Below are 17,203 nucleotides of genomic sequence, written 5' to 3' on the forward strand. Positions count from 1 at the left end.
CTGGTCTCGGAATTGCGTCGACCCGGCGCGAACTGGTCCCGGAACTGCGTCGACCCGGCAGAAAGTTCTGCCGGGTCGACCCGAATCTCAAGCCACTTTCTGCCGGGTCAGCGACGACCGGAGCTGAAGCCGGCGGCGCTGTGGCCGCCACCCGAGCCGGAGCCGGCACCGCGCGAGCGCGACCGGCCGCGGTTGCCGCCCGAGCGCTGGCCGGCCGGCTTCGTGCCGCCCTGCCCGCCCGAGCGCTGGCCCTGGCCGCCGGAGCGCTGGCCCTGGGCAGCCGGCTTCTTCGCCGCGGGCTTCTTGGCGCCGGAGCGACGACGACCGCCGCCGTTGCCCCCGCCGTTGCCGCCCTGCGGGGTGGCCGGGGTGAGGTCGATGCCGCCCGGACGCGACCGCTCGCCCGGCGCGAGGTCCTGGAGCACCGGGTGGTCGGGGCCCTGGATCCGGGTGGTGGTCGGCGTGATGCCGGCGGCCCGGGTCAGCGCCCGGACGTCGCCGCGCTGCTCACTGGTCATCAACGTGATCACGGTGCCCGCGGCGCCGGCGCGCGCCGTACGTCCGGAGCGGTGCAGGTAGGCCTTGTGCTCGGCCGGCGGGTCGGCGTGGACGACGAGCGAGACGTCGTCGACGTGGATGCCGCGGGCCGCGATGTCGGTCGCGACCAGGGTGGTCGCCGTACCGCTGTGGAAGGCCTCCATGTTGCGGGTGCGCGCCCCCTGACTGAGGTTGCCGTGGAGGTCGACGGCCGGGACGCCGTTCTTGTTGAGCTGGCGCGCCAGCGCCTTGGCGCCGTGCTTGGTGCGCGTGAAGACGACGGTGCGGCCGGGCGCGCTGACCAGGTCGAGCAGGACGGGCAGCCGCTGCTCGCGCTCGACGTGGAGCACGTGGTGGTCCATCTTCGTGACCGGCGACTGGGCCGAGTCGGCCTGGTGCACGGCCGGGTCGACGAGGAAGCGCTTGACCAGGACGTCGATCGCGTTGTCGAGCGTCGCGGAGAACAGCATCCGCTGGCCGCCCTTGGGCGTCTGGTCGAGCAGGCGGCGTACGGCGGGCAGGAAGCCCAGGTCGGCCATGTGGTCGGCCTCGTCGAGCACGGTGACCCGCACGTCGGCGAGGCTGCAGTGGCCCTGGCCGATCAGGTCCTCGAGCCGGCCGGGGCAGGCGATGAGGATGTCGACGCCGTCGCGCAGCGCGTTGACCTGCGGGCCCTGGCCCACGCCGCCGAAGACGGTGGTGGTGCGCAGGCCGACGGCCTTCGCGAGCGGTGCGACGGTGGCGGCGATCTGGCTCGCGAGCTCGCGGGTCGGAGCGAGGACGAGGGCCCGGGGGCGCTTCGGCGCCGGACGCCGGCGCTCGCCCTCGGAGACCAGGCGCGCCACGAGCGGGAGGCCGAAGGCGTAGGTCTTGCCGGAGCCGGTGCGACCGCGGCCGAGCACGTCACGGCCCTTCAGCGAGTCCGGCAGCGTCGCGGCCTGGATCGGCGTGGGGACGGTGATCTCGTCGGCCGCGAGGACGTCGAGCAGGGCAGTGGGCACGCCGAGATCGGCGAAGGTGGTGGTCACGGGTGGTTCTCTCCGGAGAACGCTGCACGCAGGGCGGCGCGATCCCCTCAGGTGGGCGTCTCGCCGTGCTGCCTGTCCGGTGACAGGCGGTGAAGCGGTGCCTCTGGTGAGGGGCGCAGCCACGGATGGTGCGCTGTGGTACGCCGGGATCCGGGGCAAGACTGGCCGGATCGGTGCTCTCAGCCTAGGGGTCCCCCGCTCGGGGACCCGCATCGCCGCGGGTTGCGGCGCTGTGGGATGTAACACGCTGTCCACGCGACTACCCGCCGGGTGTCAGCAGAAATCGGCCGAATCCGGCGGCGATTCTGCGGAGAACCGACGAGTAGTCGGATGGACAGCGTGTTACAGCGGGGCCGCGGCCACCGACCGGGTCAGCCCTCGATCTGCACCGCGGCACCGCGCTCGATCAGGCCCTCGACGTCCTTGACGCCCCAGGCCTCGAGCGCCTCGCGGGTGTGTGCGCCGGCGCCGGGGGCCGGCGGGTGCGACAGCGTGGCCTTCGTGCGGGAGAACCGCGGCGCGGGCTGCGGCTGCACGATGCCCTCGTGCTCGACGAAGATCTCGCGGACCTTGATGTGCGGGTGGTCCTTGGCCTCGCTCATCCGCAGGATCGGCGCCACGCAGGCGTCGGTGCCGTCGAAGATCGCGCACCACTCCTCGCGGGTCCTGGTCTTGAACGTCGAGGTGATCAGGTCGCGCAGCTCGTCGGTCTTCGCGACGTCCCAGCGGTCCGGCGCGGTGTCCTTGATGCCGAGCAGCTCGACGAACAGGTCGTAGAACTGCGGCTCCAGCGCGCCCACCGACATGTGCTCGCCGTCGGCGGTCTCGTAGATGTCGTAGTACGGCGCGCCGCCGTCGAGCAGGTTGGCGGCCCGCTCCTCCTTGAACCCGCCGCCGGCGAGGAAGGCGGAGGTCATCGCGTTCAGGTTCGCCGTACCGTCGACGATCGCGGCGTCGACGACCTGGCCCTGGCCGGAGGCCTTCGCCTCGAAGACCGCGGCGAGGATGCCGATGACGAGGTACGTCGACCCGCCACCGAAGTCGCCGACGAGGTTGGTCGGGAACTGAGGCTTGTCCTTGACCTGACCCAGGCCGTGGAGGGTGCCGGTGATGGCGATGTAGTTCATGTCGTGGCCGGCTGCCTGCGACCACGGGCCGTCCTGACCCCAACCGGTCATCCGGCCGTAGACCAGTCGCGGGTTGCGGGCGTGGCAGTCCTCGGGCCCGAAGCCGAGTCGCTCGGCGACACCCGGGCGCATGCCCTCGACCAGCACGTCGGCCTGCTCGACCAGGTCGAGCACGGTCGCGACCGCCTCGGGGTCCTTGAGGTTGAGCGCGACGCTGGGCCGACCGCGGTTGAGCAGGTCGTGCGACCCGCCGGTCAGCATCTGCCCGCCCGGGCGCTCCACCCGGATCACGTCGGCGCCCAGGTCGGCCAGGATCATGCAGGCGTGCGGGCTCGGCCCGATCCCGGCGATCTCGACGACCTTGAGGCCCTTGAGCGGACCGGTTCCCTGACCCAGCGCGAACGTCATGCGCGCATCATGACACGGATCGTGACAGTGATGCTGTCAGCATCCGCCTCAGCCCGGGTTGACGATCCGTGCCAGCTCGAAGTGCATCGGGTCGGTGTAGGCCCAGTCGCCGCCCCATGCGAAGCCCCACTTCTTGAAGATCGCCACGACCACGCGGTCCATCTGGCCGACGGTGCCGCGCTGGTTGCCCGGCACGTTGAGGTCGAGCGCCAGTCCGAAGGAGTGGTTGGACAGCTGTGTGGAGCCGGCGATGAAGCGCGGGTAGTAGCACCCGGCGTACTCGCCCGGGTGGATCTTGCCGGCCAGCTTGCTCGTGACGATCTCGGCGAGGGCCGCCTTGAGCTGCGGCATCAGGTACTTGTTGCACGTCACCGAGCCGAGGATCGGGACCACCTCGGTCACGATGTGGGCCTTGACCCAGGCCGGGTCGGGCGCGATCCGCCCGCCGCCGATCGGGGTGTAGCGGAAGACGCCGACCGCGTCGCTGAACGCGCCGACCGGGATCGCCTGCTGGTAGGTGCCGGGGTCGATGCCGCTCTGGGCGACGATGTCGAGGGCGCTGATCGAGAACCGGTCCTTGCCGAAGGCGTTCTCGATCTTCTTGCGCACCACCTGCGGGGAGGACAGGCCGGTGTTGATCAGCACCGCGTTCTCCTCGGGCAGCCCGAGCGCCTCCCCCCACTTGGCGTTGACGACCGCGTCGACGCCGTCGACCCCACCGGGGAACAGGGCGCCGATGTGGATCTTCTCCTCGTCGACGGCGAGGTAGCCCGAGCTGTCGGGCACCAGCTCCTGCTCGAGGGCCTTGGGGATCGCGATCTCGCCGCCCGCGATCCGGTCCCACTGCTGCTGGAAGGTCGCCGAGTCGTTCCCCGTGAAACGGCGGTAGTCGCCCGGGTCGACGGCGGCGATGTTGAAGAGCTTGTTCTCCACCGAGAACTGGCCGTAGGACAGCTGGGTGTAGGCCGCGACGCCCTTCTTGCCCCGCACCGTCACGCCGGTGATGGTGGCGAGGTCGTCCTTGGAGAGCGAGTCCTGGGAGACGAGGAGCAGGTCGTCGCCGTACTGCTTGCCGTCGAAGGGACCGGGCGGTGCCACCGCGTGCGCGGGGTCGGCCACAGCGGTCGTCGCGGTGGCGGTGGTGCTGGCCGCGGCCTCGCTCGGGTCGGCCTTCGGGTCCTTCTCCGCACCCTTCTGCGGTGTGCCGCACGCGGTGAGCGCCAGGAGGGCAGCACCGCCCGCGAGCCCGACCGTCAGCCGGCTCGTCAGGGCGCGTCGCACCAACCCCATGGACCTCTTCCCTCCGCCGGGATCTCCCGGCATCTCCCGAGGCGAGGGTAGTACGTGGGCGATCAGCGCAGAACGCGTTCGGCGATCCACGCGATGTCGCCGGCTGTGCGAGTGGGGTCCGCCGAGGGCTGCATGACGTGGCTGAGCACCAGCCGCACGACCATGTCGATGCTGGCGGCGAGGCGTTCCGGCGGCAGGTCGACGTCGTACGCCGCCACCCGGTCGGCGACCACGAGCTTGGCTCCCTCGAGGAGGTACTCCGAGTGGGTGGTCAGCAGCGGGAGCAGCTCGGTGTCGGCGCCATGGGTCGCCGAGACGACGGCGTGCAGGAGCGCGTTGTCCTGGGCGTACTTGAGCACCCGGCGGGCCGAGTCGCGGATCGCCGCCACCAGGTCGTCGGGGTTCTCGTCGAAGGAGCGGGTCACCCCGGCCAGGAAGCGGTCCAGCTCGCGCAGCACCATCGCCTCGGCGAGGTCGTTCTTGGTGCCGATCTCGTTGTAGACCGTCTGCCGGCTGACGCCGACCTCGTCGGCCAGCCGCGCCATCGTCACCTTCGCCCAGCCCGCGCTGGTGGTGAGCTCGACAGCCGCCTCGAGCAGGCGGTCGCGGAGCGTCAGGGTGGCCACCCCCGTGAGGGTAGCCACCCGGTCGACCAGGGCCCGGGTCCGGTCGGCGAGGAGGGACATCGGTGTCCGCTCAGCCTTCGAGGGTCAGGGCGAGCACCGGGCACGCCTGCACGGCGGCGTACACGTGGGCCCGGTCGCTCTCCTCGGGGGAGTCGTCGAGGACGTTGACCTTGTCCTCGTCCTCGTCCACCTCGAAGTAGTCGTTGGCCATCGCCTCGCACATGCCGAGGCCCTCACACCTGTCGAGGTCAGCAACGATCTTCATGTCAGGCCTGCACCTTCTCGGGGTCGAACGGGATGAAGTCGATCTTCTCGCGGACACCGCAGTCCGGGCAGCACCAGTCGTCCGGGATGTCGGCCCAGGCGGTGCCGGCGGCGAAGCCCTCGTGCTCGTCGCCCGCGGCGACCTCGTAGACGTAGGAGCAGCCGGGGCACTTGGCGGCGAGCACCTCGCCGACGAACCTCTGGGCGAACAGGTCCTCGGTCTTGAGCGCGTGCTCGACCGGCGGCGGGAACTTGGAGAGGTACGCCGCCTCCTTGCCCGGAGCGATGTTGGCCAGCGTGACGTCGCCGTCGAGGTGCTCGACCACCCGGTGGTCCATCACCTTGCGCCACAGCGGCGGGATCAGCGCGAGGTTGATCATGCCGGCGTAGCCGGTGGGCAGGGCCGGGGACTCCTTGAAGTCGCGCAGGGCCTGGTAGCGCCGGGTCGGGTTGGCGTGGTGGTCACTGTGGCGCTGCAGGTGGTAGAGGAAGATGTTGGTGACGATGTTGTTGCTGTTCCAGCTGTGCATCGGCAGCACCCGCTCGTAGCGCTGCTTCTCGCCGACCCGCTGCCGCTTGAGGCCGTAGTGCTCGAGGTAGTTGACGACCTCGAGGAGCGAGAAGCCGAACACGACGGTGATCGGGATGTAGACCGCGACGCTCCAGCCGTTGAGCGCGATGACGGCGGCCCAGAGCGCGACTGACATGGCCCATGCGTTGAGCACGTCGTTGCCGGCGTGGAACGGGTGGGTGCCCTTGCGGCGGTAGCGCTTGGCCTCGACCTCCCACGCGCTCTTGAGCGAGCCCCAGACGGTGCGCGGCCAGAAGCGGTACAGGCTCTCGCCGAGCCGGGAGGACGCCGGGTCCTCGGGCGTCGCGACGCGGACGTGGTGGCCGCGGTTGTGCTCGATGTAGAAGTGGCCGTAGAAGGTCGGCGCGAGGGTGATCTTGGCGAGCCAGCGCTCGTGCGACTCCTTCTTGTGGCCGAGCTCGTGGGCCGTGTTGATGCCGATGCCGACGACGCCGGCGATCGACAGCGCCCACAGCGCCTTCTCCCACCACGGCAGCTCGAGGTGGTCGGCCATCAGGTTGGCGCTCAGGTGCGCGTCGCCCCAGTCGCCGAGGCCGACGTGGTTGAGCAGCCAGGCGACCGGGTTGCCCTCGCCGATGATGTAGTAGCCGGCGAAGACCAGCGCGAACATCATCGGCACGTAGGCGAAGACGACCCAGCGGTAGTAGCGGTCGTTCTCGAGCTCCTCGATGACCTCGTCCGGCGGGTTGCTCTGGTCGGTGCCCATCGCGAGGTCGAGCAGCGGGATCAGGAAGTTGACCAGGAACGGGGCGACCAGGGTGAAGCCCCACCACCCGCCCGTCGCGATGTAGGCCAGGGCGAAGAGCACGCCGAAGCCGGGGACCATCAGGCCCCACAGCCACAGGTAGCGCTTCTTGTCGCGCCACTGCTCCGTGGATCCCACGGGAACGGTGGCACCGATGGTCGGTCCGGTCATCGTCTGGCCTCCTCGCACTCCGGCAGCACTGCCGTTTGACAGAACCGTATGACTTGTAAAGTGCTTTGACAAGAGGGGCACAGATGTAAAGTGTCCGCCGTCACACGACACAGGCGCAAGAATGGGGGCCGGACCAGCGGGCAGGAGGGGGTCGTGATGACGGGCTACCCGCGCGAGGGCGAGACCTTCGGCGACTACCAGGTCGACGGCGTCCTCGGCCGGGGCGGCATGGGCGTGGTGTACGCCGCCACGCACACCCGGATCGGCCGCCGGGTCGCGCTCAAGGTGATCGCGCCGGAGCTCGCGGGCAACGAGGAGTACCGCACCCGCTTCCTCCACGAGACCGCGACCCTGGTCCGCCTCGACAGCCCCCACATCATCCAGGTCCTCGACCACGGCGAGGTCGACGGCTCGCTGTTCATCGCGACCCAGCTGGTCGCCGGCGCCGACCTCGCCCAGCGGCTCGAGGGCGGGCCGCTGCCGGTCGGCACCGCGCTCGCGCTCGCCGTACAGATCACCTCCGGGGTGGCCGACGCCCACCGCGCGGGCGTCCTGCACCGCGACATCAAGCCCAGCAACGTGCTGGTCACCGGCAGCGCGGACGCGCCCTTCGCCTACCTGTGCGACTTCGGCATCGCCCGCGACACCGAGCCCGACCAGGGCCTGACCGCGACCGGCGCGGTGATCGGCACCTTCCCCTACCTCGCCCCCGAGCGGTTCGGCGGCGCCCCGGCGACCCGGACCACCGACGTCTACGCGCTCGGCTGCCTGCTCTGGACGATGCTGACCGGCACGACGCCGTACGTCGGCACCCAGTTCGTGCTCGCCCGCGAGCACCTCGAGGCGCCCGTGCGCCAGCTCGCCGCCGACGCGCCGTGGGTCGAGGACCTCAACGGGGTGCTGCTGCAGGCGATGGCCAAGGACCCGGCCGAGCGGTTCGCCTCGGTCGACGCGATGCGGGTGGCGTTGGACCACGTGCTGGCCGCGGTGCCGATGGGCGTACGACGGCTCGCGGTCCGGCCGGCCGGGGAGGCCGTGCCCCCACCACCGCCACCGCCGTCGTTCCCGACGCCCACGCCTCCACTGACGGGGCCGGTCGACACGCCGCCGCCGGCCGCACCGTCCGGGCGGTCCGGGCGGTCCGGTCGGGCCGGTCGGGCCGGTCGGGCCGGTCGGGCCGGTCGGGCCGGTCGGGCCGGTCGGGCCGGGTGGATCACCCTGGCCGCGGGGCTGGTGGCGCTGGTCGTGATCGGCGTCGTCGCAGCCGTGCTCCGGCCGTGGGCGGGAGACGACGACCCGCGGGCGGACCCGCCGAGAACCCGCTCCTTCACGGCCACCACGGCCGACACCGGCGAGGTGGGTGGCGTGTCGACGACCCGGTCCGACCCGACCCCGCCCGAGGAGCCGACCCCGGTCGAGGTGCGGGTGCACGACACGTGCGGCGACGGCAGCTGCTACCTCCAGGTCCGCACCGGCCCGTCGACCGACGATGCCGAGGCCCGTGACGCCCAGGGCCGGAGCGAGCGCTGGGACGACCAGAGCGTGCACGAGGTCGTGTGCTGGGAGCACGGCGAGAAGGTGTCCTCCCAGAGCCTGGGGCGAAGCTCGGACCGCTGGGCCCGGACCACCGACGGCGACTGGGTGGCACTGCTCCACCTCGACGGCACGGTCCCCGCGTGCTGAGGAGCCGGGCCCTCACCCTCACGGCCCTCGCGGCCCTCGCGACGGCGGGGTGCACGGCGGACCCGGTCGCCACGACGCCCGCGCCGGCGCCGGAGGATGCGCCGGTCACGACGGCGAGCCCGACGCCGACCCCGGACCCGGCGCCGGCCGGCTTCACGTCGAGCAGCCGCCGGCTCACCGACGCCGAGCAGGCGGCGATGCGCGGGGTCACCTGGCACCCCGGCTGCCCGGTCCCCCTCACCGACCTGCGGGTGGTCCGGCTGGCGTTCCACGACTTCGCCGGGCGGCGGCGTACCGGACGGCTCGTGGTGCACCGCGACACTGTCGCTGACGTACGACAGGTGTTCGAGCAGCTGTGGGCCCTCGGCTTCCCGATCCGGCGGATGCGCCCGATCGAGGCGTACGGCGGCGACGACTTCGCCTCCATCGAGGCCGACAACACCTCGGCCTTCAACTGCCGGGCGAAGACCGGGTCGAGCGCGACCTGGTCGCACCACGCCTACGGCCGGGCGATCGACGTGAACCCGCTGGAGAACCCGTACGTGCTGCACGGGCGCACCACCCACGACGGCTCGGTGCCCTATCTCGACCGCTCGGCCGCGCGTCCCGGCGTGCTGCGCGAGGGCGACCCCGTGGTCGCGGCGTTCGACGCGATCGGCTGGTACTGGGGAGGGCGGTGGCACGACCCGGTCGACCACCAGCACTTCTCGGCGATGCCGGACTGACCTCCTAGGACGGCACCCGCGCCGTGGTCCGCACCGGCAGGCGCTCGAACCCGCGCAGCACCCGGGTGCCGCGGCGCTCGGGGCGCCCCGCGACGTGCAGGTCGGGGTGGCGTTCGTACAGGGCGCGCAGCGCGACCGCCGTCTCCAACCGGGCCAGGCTCGCGCCGAGGCAGAAGTGCACGCCGGCCGAGAAGGCGAGGTGCTGGTCGGCGTTGGCGCGCGTGACGTCGAAGGCGCCGGGGTCGCTGAACACGGCGGGGTCGCGGTTGGCACCGCCGAGGTAGAGCAGGATCCCGTGTCCCGGCTCGAAGACCTTGCCCGCGACCTCCGTGCACTGCAACGCGATCCGCAGGGTCAGCTGCACCGGCGACTGGTGGCGGAGCACCTCGTCGACCGCGTTGCCCCAGCCGTCGGGGTTCTCCTGCAGCCAGCGCAGCTGCTCGGGATGCCCGTCGAGCATGGCGACCGCGCTGCCGATCAGGTTGACGGTGGTCTCGAAACCGGCGGCGAGCACGAGCAGGCCGACCTGGTGCAGCTCGACGGTGTCGAGGCGGTCCGGGCCCTCGAGCCGGATCAGCTGGCTGATCAGGTCGTCGCCGGGGCTGGCCCGGAGACGCTCGACGTGGCCGCGGAACCAGGTGTGCATCTCGCGCAGCGCCACCTCCGCACGGCGGAACTGGCGCCAGGACAGGCCGGGGTCGAGGGTCACTGCGGCCTCGTTGCCGAGCACGAGGAGCCGGTCGCGGTCGTTCTCCGGAACGCCCAGGAGGTCGGCGATCACGGTGACCGGCAGCTGGGAGGCGTAGCGCTCGATGAGGTCGAAGTCCTCGACCCCGGCCAGGTCGTCGAGCAGGTCGCCGGCGACGTCGCTCACCCGGTCGCCCATCCGGCCGACCTTGCGGGCGGTGAAGGCGCGGGCGACCTGCTTGCGATAGCGGGTGTGGAGAGGCGGGTCGACCGCCAGCATCGACGGCGGGTCGACGGGACCGAGGGTGTCGGGGTCGATCACCTTGTGGTGCAGCCACTGCAACGGCTTGGGCAGCTCGCCCTGGCCGCCGGCGGTGCCGAACGCGTCGCTGCGCAGCACCTCGTTGCACACCGCGTGGTCGACGCTGGCCGAGATCAGGTCGTTGGCGCTGATCACGCCACGGCCGCGGAGCTCCTCGTACGCCGGGAACGGGTCCACCCGCAGGGCCGGGTCCGTCACCATCCGGCTGATCAGGTCACCCTTGCGGGCACCACGCTGGATGAGGGAGCGCTGCAGCCCGTGGGCCAATGCCCACGCGGTGAAGGACCGCGGGAGGTCGACCGCACGGGCGAGATCAGGCGACCGCATGCGTCGTACCCAACTCTTCGCCGGTCCCGTTGTCCAGCACGGCGAGGACGCCGCGGGCGCGCTCGGCAAGGACCCGGCGCTGCTCCTCGAGGACCCGCTCGGGCAGGTGCGTGTCGAGCTGGGTGCTGACCGCGAGCCGCCAGCGGTAGCGCAGTGCGGCCCGCAGGCCGTCACGGTCGCCGAAGATCAGCGCGAGCTCGTCGTTCCAGGGCAGCTCGGGCCGCTCGGCGGACCACAGGTCCTGCTCGATCGCGCGCAGTGCCTGCCAGCGACGGTGCGTCTCGGTCCAGGTCATCGTCCTCACCGACCTCTCTGTCGGGTGGATGTCTTCGGGGGATGCATCGAAGGTAGGCGCGCAGCGGCGGCCGGACATCGGACGACGGCAGGCACCTGGACTCCTACCAGGGGAGGAGCCGAGCAGCCTCCCGCGGCGGGATGACCGCGGTCGCCGTGCTCCCTAGGCTGTCGTCATGCTGCGCTGGTTGCGCGCCGGGATCGAGTCGAACCTCGAACGGCACCAGATCCTCTACCCCTGGTGGGTGCCGCTGGCCTCCCACCTGGGGCAGCTGGTCTCGGTGGTCGTCGCCCTGGCGCTGCGCGAAGCGCTCTGGCCGCTCGACCCGCTGCTGGTCTGCGTGCCTCTCGTGATGATCTCGCCGCTGCTCCAGTTCACCACCCACCGCTGGCTGCCGTGGTGGGCCGACAGCGCCGGCAGCGTGCTCGCCGCCGCGCTGCTGCTGTCGCGGCCGCCCGACGGCGTGCTCGACCTGGCCCCCGTGCTGCTCGGCCTCGCGACGGCGGAGATCACCGCCCGCGACGGCCTGCGCGAGGGCCTCTCGGTCGCCGCGATCGGCCAGGTCGTCCTCATCGGCGCGGCGATCCGGCCGGGTTTGGTCGGCGCCCCGCTCTACACCTTCGAGCTGCTGCTGGGCTTCGTGATCGGAGCGATGCTGCTGTGGCAGATGCGCGCCCTGATCGCCGAGCGGAAGGCCCGGGAGCAGGCGTGGGAGCGGGCGACGACGGCCGAGCGCGAGCGGATCGCGCGCGAGATCCACGACCTCGTCGCGCACTCCCTGAGCATCTCGCTGCTCCAGGTCACCGGTGCCCGCCGTGCGCTCCGCGACGTCGGCGAGGCCGCCAGCGCCGCCGAGACCGCCGAGGCCGTCGCCGAGGTGGATGCCGCGCTCGCCGACGCCGAGCAGGTCGGCCGGCGCGCGATGGCCGACATCCGCCGCGCGGTGAGCGCGATGGCCGACGGCACCTCCGAGCGCCACGCCCTGCCCGGCGCGGCCGACATCGCCGCCCTGGTGCGGGAGATGGCCGACGCCGGCCTCGCGGTGGAGTACGACGAGCAGGGCGACCCCGACTCCCTGCCGGCCGCCGCCGGGCTGGGCCTGTACCGGATCGCCCAGGAGTCACTGGCCAACGTGGTCAAGCACGCCGGCGGCGACGCCCCGGTCCGGATGCGGCTCGCGGTGACCGGTTCCCGCGCGCGCCTGGAGATCTCGAACCCCCTGCCTGCCGGCCGGCCGCGGCCCGACGGGCACGGCTCCGGCCTGGCCGGGATGCAGGCCCGCGCGGCCCAGCTCGGTGCCCGGCTCGACGCCGGGCCGGCTGGTGGGGACTGGGTGGTCGACGTACGGCTGGGGGCGGCACGGACCGGACCCGGCTTCGAGCTGCCCTGCGGGCGAACCCTCGGAAAGATGGAGACAGCGTGAGCGACCTCGTGGTGAAGGTCGTCCTGGTCGACGACCAGGAGCTGGTGCGCTCCGGCCTGCGCCGGATCCTGCGCCGGCGCGACGGCTTCGAGATCGTCGCCGAGTGCGCCGACGGCGGCGAGGTGCCGGCCACCCTGGCCCGGCTGGGCGAGTCCGGTGTCGACGTCGTCGTGATGGACCTGCGGATGCGCACCGTCGACGGGATCACCGCGACCCGCGCCGTGGTCGAGGCCGGCGGCCCGCCGGTGCTGGTGCTGACGACCTTCGACGACGACGAGATGCTGTCCGGCGCGCTGCGCGCCGGTGCGGCAGGCTTCCTGCTCAAGGACTCCTCCGCCGACGACCTGATCCGCGCGGTCCGCACGGTCGCCGAGGGAGGCAGCTGGCTGGACCCGGCCGTCACCGGGCGGGTGCTCGACCGGTTCCGGACCTTCGCTCCCGCCCCGGTCGCCCGCGCCGCCGACGGCGTGGACCCGCTGACCGCCCGCGAGCTCGAGGTGCTCCGCGCGATGGCGGTCGGCCGCAGCAACGGCGAGATCGCGGCCGAGCTGGTCATCTCCGAGCTGACCGTGAAGAGCCACGTCGGGCGGATCTTCACCAAGCTCGGGCTGCGCGACCGTCCGGCCGCGATCGTCTACGCCTACGACCACGGGCTGGTCCGGCCCGGCTCCTGAGCGACGTCGCAACTACCGGATTCGTCGCAATGCGCGACGCTGAGCGACGAATCCGGTAGTTGCCTCGCCCAGGTCAGGCGGAGGGAGTGCCGTCCAGCTCACCGGGGACGACGTCGTCGCCGCCGCCGGCAGCCTTGCCGACCGACTTCTTGATCAGGGCGTCGAGGTCGAGGCCGGTCGAGGTCTTCAGCATCTGCAGGGTCTGCGCGACGTTGTCGGTGACCTGCTTGGGCAGTGCGCCCGCACCGTCGGTCGACAGGACCGTGAGCTGGTCGATCGCGGCGATCGGGGAGGCGACCTCCTTGGCGATCTGCGGGAGCACCTCGATGAGCATCTGCAGCACCGCGGCGTCGTTGTAGTGCGCGAACGCCTCGGCGCGCTTGTCCATCGCCTCCGCCTCGGCCTGGCCGACGGCCAGGGTCGCGGCGGCCTGCGCCTCACCCTCGGCCCGGGTGGCCTCGGCCTCGGCCACTCGGCGGGCCTTCTCGGCCTCACCGCGCTTGGCACCCTCGATGGCCTCGGCCTCGGCGAGCGCCGCACGCCGGCCCTTCTCGGCCTCACCGCTGAGCTTGGTCTCCTCGGCCTTGGCCTGGGCGGCCGCGATGGTGGCGGCCTTGCGGGCGTCGGCCGCCGCGATCTCGGCGTTGCGACGACCCTCGGCCTCCTGCTCGACGCGGTACCGCTCGGCGTCGGCCGGCTTGCGGACCTGGGTCTCCAGCTGGCGCTCGGTCAGCGCGGCCTGCTGGACGGCGACCTTCTCCTGCTCGGACAAGATCGCCTGGTCGCGCTCGGCCTGGGCGAGCGGGCCGGACGCGGCGGCCTGCGCGGACGCGGCGTCGGTCTCGGCCTTGATCTCGGCCTGCTTGAGCGCGAGCGTGCGCTGGGCGATCGCGATCTCCTGCTCGGCGGCGATCTGCGCCTGCTCGGCGGCCTGGCGCGCGTTGGCCTCGGCGATCGCCGCGGCCTGCTGGATCCGGGCGGCCTCGGGGCGACCGAGGTCGGCGAGGTAGGTGCCGTCGTCGGTGACGTCCTGGATCTGGAAGGCGTCGAGGATCAGGCCCTGGCCGGTGAGCGAGGACTCCGACTCGTCGGCGACGCGCTGGGCGAACGCCGCGCGGTCGCGGATGATCTGCTCGACGGTCAAGCCGCCGACGATGGAGCGCAGCGCACCGGCGAGCACCTCCTGGGTGAACGGCTCGATGTCGGCCTGCTGCGAGAGGAAGCGCTGCGCGGCGAGCCGGATCTGGTCGGCGTTGCCGCCGACCTTCACGATCGCGACGCCGTCGAGGTTGAGCTTGATGCCCTGGCCGGACACGGCGCCGCGGATCTGCACCGAGATCCGGCGGCTCGACAGGTCCATGGTGGCCTGCTTCTGCACGAACGGGATGACGAAGACGCCGCCACCGAGCACGACCTTCTGGCCGGACAGGTCGGTGGTGAGCTCACCGGTCTCCGGGTTGATCACCGCCTTGCCCTTGCGGCCGGTGATGATGAAGGCCTGGTTGGGGCCGGCCACCTTGTAGCGGCTGGTGACCAGCAGCACCAGGAGGACAAGCAGGACGACGATGCCGGCGATCGGCACCAGGACGGCGGTGTTCATCGCATTCCGTTCTTTCCGAGGGGTGTGAGGAGAGGAAGCCTGGAGGGGAGGGGTCGGCGTCCGGTCAGGACTGCCACACCTCGGTCACGCTGACCGCGGTGGGCGAGAGAACGCCGGTCACGTTGACCTCGGCGCCCGCCTCGATGGGGCGGTGGGCGCTGGCGTTGAGGCGCATCGGGTGACCTCCGACGACGACCCGCACCACGCCGTACCCGTCGCCCGGGATGTCGGTGACGACCTTCGCGACCAGGCCGACGCTGTCGCCGATCGAGACCGTGCCGTCGCTGGGACTGTCCTTGAGCAGCCGGGTCAGCCACCACGCGAACCAGCCGACGACCAGGCCGCAGCCGCCGCCGATGGCGAGCGAGGCCGCGACCGGGAGGCCGGCGCCATCACTCGCCGCGCCGCCGAAGCCGAAGGCGGACACGAAGCCACCGATGACGGCCGAGGAGATCCAGTCGGCCTCGAGGGCGTTGAACGCGCCGTCGAGCAGGTCGCCGACCACCAGGGACAGCGCGAGCAGGACGAGCCCGGCGAGGCCGAGGACGAGGAAGACGGTCAACGAGTGCTCCGGGGAAGGGGGACGGGCTCTGGATCGTATCCGCGAGAACCCCCGTCAAACCGGCGAACCAGCGCCTTCGACCAGCCGCTCGAGGCCGTCGAGGATGAGGTCGAGCCCGAAGCCGAACTCGGTGCGGTGGTCGTAGCCCGGTTGCAGCGCGTGGCTGAGGATCAGCTCGGTCAGGTGCGGGTAGTCGCCCTCGGGCATCGTCGCCATCATCCCCTCCGCGATGTCCTCCACGTCGGCAGGTGAGTCGAACGGCAGGTTGACCTCGGTCAGGACGAAGCCGAAGACGTAGGCGTCGATGACCGAGAACGCGTGCGCCGCGTCGGCGACCGAGAAGCCGCCGCCGCGCAGGCTGCCGAGGACGGCGTCGTGGTGGCGCAGCAGGGCCGGGCCGGGCGCCGTACGTGACTCGATGAGGCCGACCGCCCACGGGTGCGCGGCGAGGCGGTCGCGGGCGGACGCGGCGCGTCGGTACATCGCCGTACGCCAGGGCTCGGCGGGCTCCGGCAGGTCGATGCCCGTGAAGACCCACTCGACGAGGGCGTCGAGCAGCGCCTCCTTGCCCTGGACGTGGTGGTAGAGCGACATCGCCTCGACGCCGAGCGCCTTGCCGACGTTGCGCATGCTCACGGCTGCCAGCCCGCTGCGGTCGGCGACCTCGACCGCCGCGACGACGATCCGTTCGGGCGAGAGCGGGGTCCGGGGGCGGGGCACGCGCGGCACTTTACACCCGTAAGGTCGGCTGCTACCTTCCCTTACATGCGTAAGGTCTGCATCATCGGTGGCTCCGGCAAGCTCGGTCGGTACCTGATCGGGCACTGCCTCGAGCGCGGGTACGACGTCACGGCGGTCTGCCGCCCCGAGAGCGTCGGCAAGCTGGCCGACCTCTCCGACCGGATCACCGTGGTGCCCGGCCGCACCGACGACCGCGAGGTCGTGGCCCGCGCGGTCGCCGGGTGCGACGGCGTCCTCGTGGTGCTCGTGCCGTTCGGCGTGCACGACTACTCCTCCGGCACCGCGCAGGCGGTGCTCGACCACGCCGAGCCCGGCGCCCGCCTGGTCTTCTCGTGCGGGTGGCACATCACCCGCGACGGTCGCGACCGCTACAGCCGGCGGTTCCGCCTGATGGTGCGCGCCCTCACCGTCGTGGCCCGCGCGGTCCGGTTCGCCGACATCGACGACCAGGTCCGCGCGTGCGAGCGGATCTTCGCCAGCGACACCGCATGGACGGTGGTGCGCGGCAGCGACCTGGAGGAGGGGCCCTCGGAGGGACTGCCGGTCTGGGCCCGCCACGTCGGCGACCCGGTGCTGGCGAGCAACCTGACCCGGCGTACCGACTTCGCGCTGTTCATGGTCGCCGCCCTCACCGACGACGGGCTGGTGCGCGAGGCGCCGGCGATCGTCGGGCGCGGTACGCCGTCCGCCCGGGCCCACGCGGGAGCGGCGTGACGGCCGTCACGAAGTTGCACTGAGTCCCACCAAAGTGCAAAGATGCACTCATGGTCGATCTGTGCAACAGGCGTGAGGCGAAGCGGTACCAGACCGCGCTGCGCCTCCAGCAGTGCGCCGTCCGACTGACCCTCGACAACGGGTTCGACGGCTGGACCATCGACGACCTGGCGGCCGCGGCCGACGTGTCCCGGCGGACGGTCTTCAACTACTTCGACGGCAAGGCCGAGGTCGTCCTCGGTCCCGAGCCGGACGTCGACGAGGAGCTCGTCGCGACCTTCGTCGGGGGCGGCCCGACCGGCCGGCTGCTCGACGACCTGATCGTGCTGGCCCACGAGGCGACCCGCGAGCGGGCCGACTCCGACCAGCACCTGGCCGCGGTCCGCGACGCCGTGATGAACGACCCGCGGCTGATCCAGCTCGTGCACCAGCGGTTCGAGTCCGCTGCGGCCCTGCTGGGTGACTGCATCCGCCAGCGCGAGGGGGCCGACTTCCCGAGCGAGAAGGTGCGCGTGATCCTGCGCCTGCTCATCACCTTCTTCGACGACGCCCTCGAGCGGACCGCCGCCGACGGCAGCCTCACCTTCGCCCAGCACTTCGACAACTCCGTCGCCGACGCCCGCGCGGCGCTCGGCTGAGCACCTTCCCCAGCACGCCCAACC

General features: G+C 72.2%; 17 protein-coding genes. 6 read left to right on the forward strand and 11 right to left on the reverse strand.

Going from position 1 to position 17,203, the window contains the following annotated elements:
* Positions 1 to 107 precede the first annotated feature (107 nt).
* The 6 genes from FBY23_RS01040 to FBY23_RS26800 all read right to left on the reverse strand — a co-directional run bounded on the left by FBY23_RS01040 (position 108) and on the right by FBY23_RS26800 (position 6,788).
* Positions 108 to 1,565, reverse strand: a complete 1,458-nt coding sequence (locus tag FBY23_RS01040) for a DEAD/DEAH box helicase (RefSeq protein WP_260805672.1) — start codon at positions 1,563 to 1,565, stop codon at positions 108 to 110.
* Positions 1,566 to 1,936: 371 nt separating this feature from the next.
* Complete coding sequence (locus FBY23_RS01045) at positions 1,937 to 3,100, reverse strand: CaiB/BaiF CoA-transferase family protein (RefSeq protein WP_141796455.1); 1,164 nt, start codon at positions 3,098 to 3,100, stop codon at positions 1,937 to 1,939.
* Positions 3,101 to 3,148: 48 nt separating this feature from the next.
* Positions 3,149 to 4,390 (reverse strand): M15 family metallopeptidase, encoded by a 1,242-nt coding sequence (locus tag FBY23_RS01050; RefSeq protein ID WP_260805673.1) that lies wholly within the window; start codon positions 4,388 to 4,390, stop codon positions 3,149 to 3,151.
* 62 nt (positions 4,391 to 4,452) lie between these two features.
* Complete coding sequence (locus tag FBY23_RS01055; protein ID WP_141796457.1) at positions 4,453 to 5,076, reverse strand: TetR family transcriptional regulator; 624 nt, start codon at positions 5,074 to 5,076, stop codon at positions 4,453 to 4,455.
* 10 nt (positions 5,077 to 5,086) lie between these two features.
* Complete coding sequence (locus FBY23_RS01060) at positions 5,087 to 5,281, reverse strand: ferredoxin (protein ID WP_107777861.1); 195 nt, start codon at positions 5,279 to 5,281, stop codon at positions 5,087 to 5,089.
* Between the two features lies 1 nt (position 5,282).
* Complete coding sequence (locus FBY23_RS26800; RefSeq protein WP_141796458.1) at positions 5,283 to 6,788, reverse strand: fatty acid desaturase; 1,506 nt, start codon at positions 6,786 to 6,788, stop codon at positions 5,283 to 5,285.
* A 156-nt stretch (positions 6,789 to 6,944) separates the two neighbouring features.
* On the opposite strand from FBY23_RS26800, the gene FBY23_RS01070 reads away from it, so the two are divergent.
* Both FBY23_RS01070 and FBY23_RS01075 read left to right on the forward strand, forming a co-directional pair.
* Positions 6,945 to 8,471 (forward strand): serine/threonine-protein kinase, encoded by a 1,527-nt coding sequence (locus tag FBY23_RS01070; protein ID WP_141796459.1) that lies wholly within the window; start codon positions 6,945 to 6,947, stop codon positions 8,469 to 8,471.
* The gene (locus FBY23_RS01075) at positions 8,465 to 9,196 is read left to right on the forward strand and encodes a M15 family metallopeptidase (protein WP_222117683.1); all 732 of its coding nucleotides are present in this window, start codon (positions 8,465 to 8,467) and stop codon (positions 9,194 to 9,196) included. The genes FBY23_RS01070 and FBY23_RS01075 overlap by 7 nt, the downstream gene beginning before the upstream one ends.
* Positions 9,197 to 9,200: 4 nt before the next feature.
* Here FBY23_RS01075 and FBY23_RS01080 read toward each other — a convergent pair whose 3' ends face one another.
* Together FBY23_RS01080 and FBY23_RS01085 are read right to left on the reverse strand one after the other, a co-directional pair.
* Entirely contained in the window at positions 9,201 to 10,532 is a 1,332-nt protein-coding gene (locus FBY23_RS01080) for a cytochrome P450 (RefSeq protein WP_141796460.1), read from the reverse strand.
* Positions 10,519 to 10,827 carry a hypothetical protein gene (locus FBY23_RS01085; protein WP_141796461.1) on the reverse strand — a complete coding sequence of 103 codons (309 nt, stop codon included), beginning with the start codon at positions 10,825 to 10,827 and terminating at the stop codon, positions 10,519 to 10,521. The genes FBY23_RS01080 and FBY23_RS01085 overlap by 14 nt, the downstream gene beginning before the upstream one ends.
* Before the next feature lie 175 nt (positions 10,828 to 11,002).
* On the opposite strand from FBY23_RS01085, the gene FBY23_RS01090 reads away from it, so the two are divergent.
* Both FBY23_RS01090 and FBY23_RS01095 read left to right on the forward strand, forming a co-directional pair.
* Positions 11,003 to 12,250 carry a sensor histidine kinase gene (locus FBY23_RS01090; protein ID WP_141796462.1) on the forward strand — a complete coding sequence of 416 codons (1,248 nt, stop codon included), beginning with the start codon at positions 11,003 to 11,005 and terminating at the stop codon, positions 12,248 to 12,250.
* Positions 12,247 to 12,924 (forward strand): response regulator transcription factor, encoded by a 678-nt coding sequence (locus tag FBY23_RS01095; protein WP_141796463.1) that lies wholly within the window; start codon positions 12,247 to 12,249, stop codon positions 12,922 to 12,924. The genes FBY23_RS01090 and FBY23_RS01095 overlap by 4 nt, the downstream gene beginning before the upstream one ends.
* A gap of 73 nt (positions 12,925 to 12,997) precedes the next feature.
* Here FBY23_RS01095 and FBY23_RS01100 read toward each other — a convergent pair whose 3' ends face one another.
* From FBY23_RS01100 to FBY23_RS01110, 3 genes are all read right to left on the reverse strand, one after another.
* A complete protein-coding gene (locus FBY23_RS01100; RefSeq protein WP_141796464.1) occupies positions 12,998 to 14,524 on the reverse strand; it encodes a flotillin family protein in 1,527 nt (508 codons plus the stop codon).
* A 64-nt stretch (positions 14,525 to 14,588) separates the two neighbouring features.
* Positions 14,589 to 15,086 carry a hypothetical protein gene (locus FBY23_RS01105; RefSeq protein WP_141796465.1) on the reverse strand — a complete coding sequence of 166 codons (498 nt, stop codon included), beginning with the start codon at positions 15,084 to 15,086 and terminating at the stop codon, positions 14,589 to 14,591.
* Between the two features lie 54 nt (positions 15,087 to 15,140).
* Positions 15,141 to 15,806, reverse strand: a complete 666-nt coding sequence (locus FBY23_RS01110; protein ID WP_141796466.1) for a TetR/AcrR family transcriptional regulator — start codon at positions 15,804 to 15,806, stop codon at positions 15,141 to 15,143.
* 45 nt (positions 15,807 to 15,851) lie between these two features.
* On the opposite strand from FBY23_RS01110, the gene FBY23_RS01115 reads away from it, so the two are divergent.
* Both FBY23_RS01115 and FBY23_RS01120 read left to right on the forward strand, forming a co-directional pair.
* Entirely contained in the window at positions 15,852 to 16,541 is a 690-nt protein-coding gene (locus FBY23_RS01115) for an NAD(P)-dependent oxidoreductase (protein WP_141796467.1), read from the forward strand.
* 50 nt (positions 16,542 to 16,591) lie between these two features.
* Complete coding sequence (locus FBY23_RS01120; RefSeq protein ID WP_141796468.1) at positions 16,592 to 17,179, forward strand: TetR/AcrR family transcriptional regulator; 588 nt, start codon at positions 16,592 to 16,594, stop codon at positions 17,177 to 17,179.
* Positions 17,180 to 17,203 lie beyond the last annotated feature (24 nt).

It is taken from the genome of Nocardioides sp. SLBN-35, assembly GCF_006715725.1.
Classification (GTDB): domain Bacteria; phylum Actinomycetota; class Actinomycetes; order Propionibacteriales; family Nocardioidaceae; genus Nocardioides.

What these genes read in the sequence shown, in the direction of transcription:
- FBY23_RS01045 (WP_141796455.1), bottom strand. Translation starts at nt 3,100, where the DNA reads ATGACGTTCGCGCTGGGTCAGGGAACCGGTCCGCTCAAGGGCCTCAAG.
- FBY23_RS01050 (WP_260805673.1), bottom strand. Translation starts at nt 4,390, where the DNA reads ATGGGGTTGGTGCGACGCGCCCTGACGAGCCGGCTGACGGTCGGGCTC.
- FBY23_RS01055 (WP_141796457.1), bottom strand. Translation starts at nt 5,076, where the DNA reads ATGTCCCTCCTCGCCGACCGGACCCGGGCCCTGGTCGACCGGGTGGCT.
- FBY23_RS01060 (WP_107777861.1), bottom strand. Translation starts at nt 5,281, where the DNA reads ATGAAGATCGTTGCTGACCTCGACAGGTGTGAGGGCCTCGGCATGTGC.
- FBY23_RS26800 (WP_141796458.1), bottom strand. Translation starts at nt 6,788, where the DNA reads ATGACCGGACCGACCATCGGTGCCACCGTTCCCGTGGGATCCACGGAG.
- FBY23_RS01070 (WP_141796459.1), top strand. Translation starts at nt 6,945, where the DNA reads ATGACGGGCTACCCGCGCGAGGGCGAGACCTTCGGCGACTACCAGGTC.
- FBY23_RS01080 (WP_141796460.1), bottom strand. Translation starts at nt 10,532, where the DNA reads ATGCGGTCGCCTGATCTCGCCCGTGCGGTCGACCTCCCGCGGTCCTTC.
- FBY23_RS01085 (WP_141796461.1), bottom strand. Translation starts at nt 10,827, where the DNA reads ATGACCTGGACCGAGACGCACCGTCGCTGGCAGGCACTGCGCGCGATC.
- FBY23_RS01090 (WP_141796462.1), top strand. Translation starts at nt 11,003, where the DNA reads ATGCTGCGCTGGTTGCGCGCCGGGATCGAGTCGAACCTCGAACGGCAC.
- FBY23_RS01100 (WP_141796464.1), bottom strand. Translation starts at nt 14,524, where the DNA reads ATGAACACCGCCGTCCTGGTGCCGATCGCCGGCATCGTCGTCCTGCTT.
- FBY23_RS01115 (WP_141796467.1), top strand. Translation starts at nt 15,852, where the DNA reads ATGCGTAAGGTCTGCATCATCGGTGGCTCCGGCAAGCTCGGTCGGTAC.
- FBY23_RS01120 (WP_141796468.1), top strand. Translation starts at nt 16,592, where the DNA reads ATGGTCGATCTGTGCAACAGGCGTGAGGCGAAGCGGTACCAGACCGCG.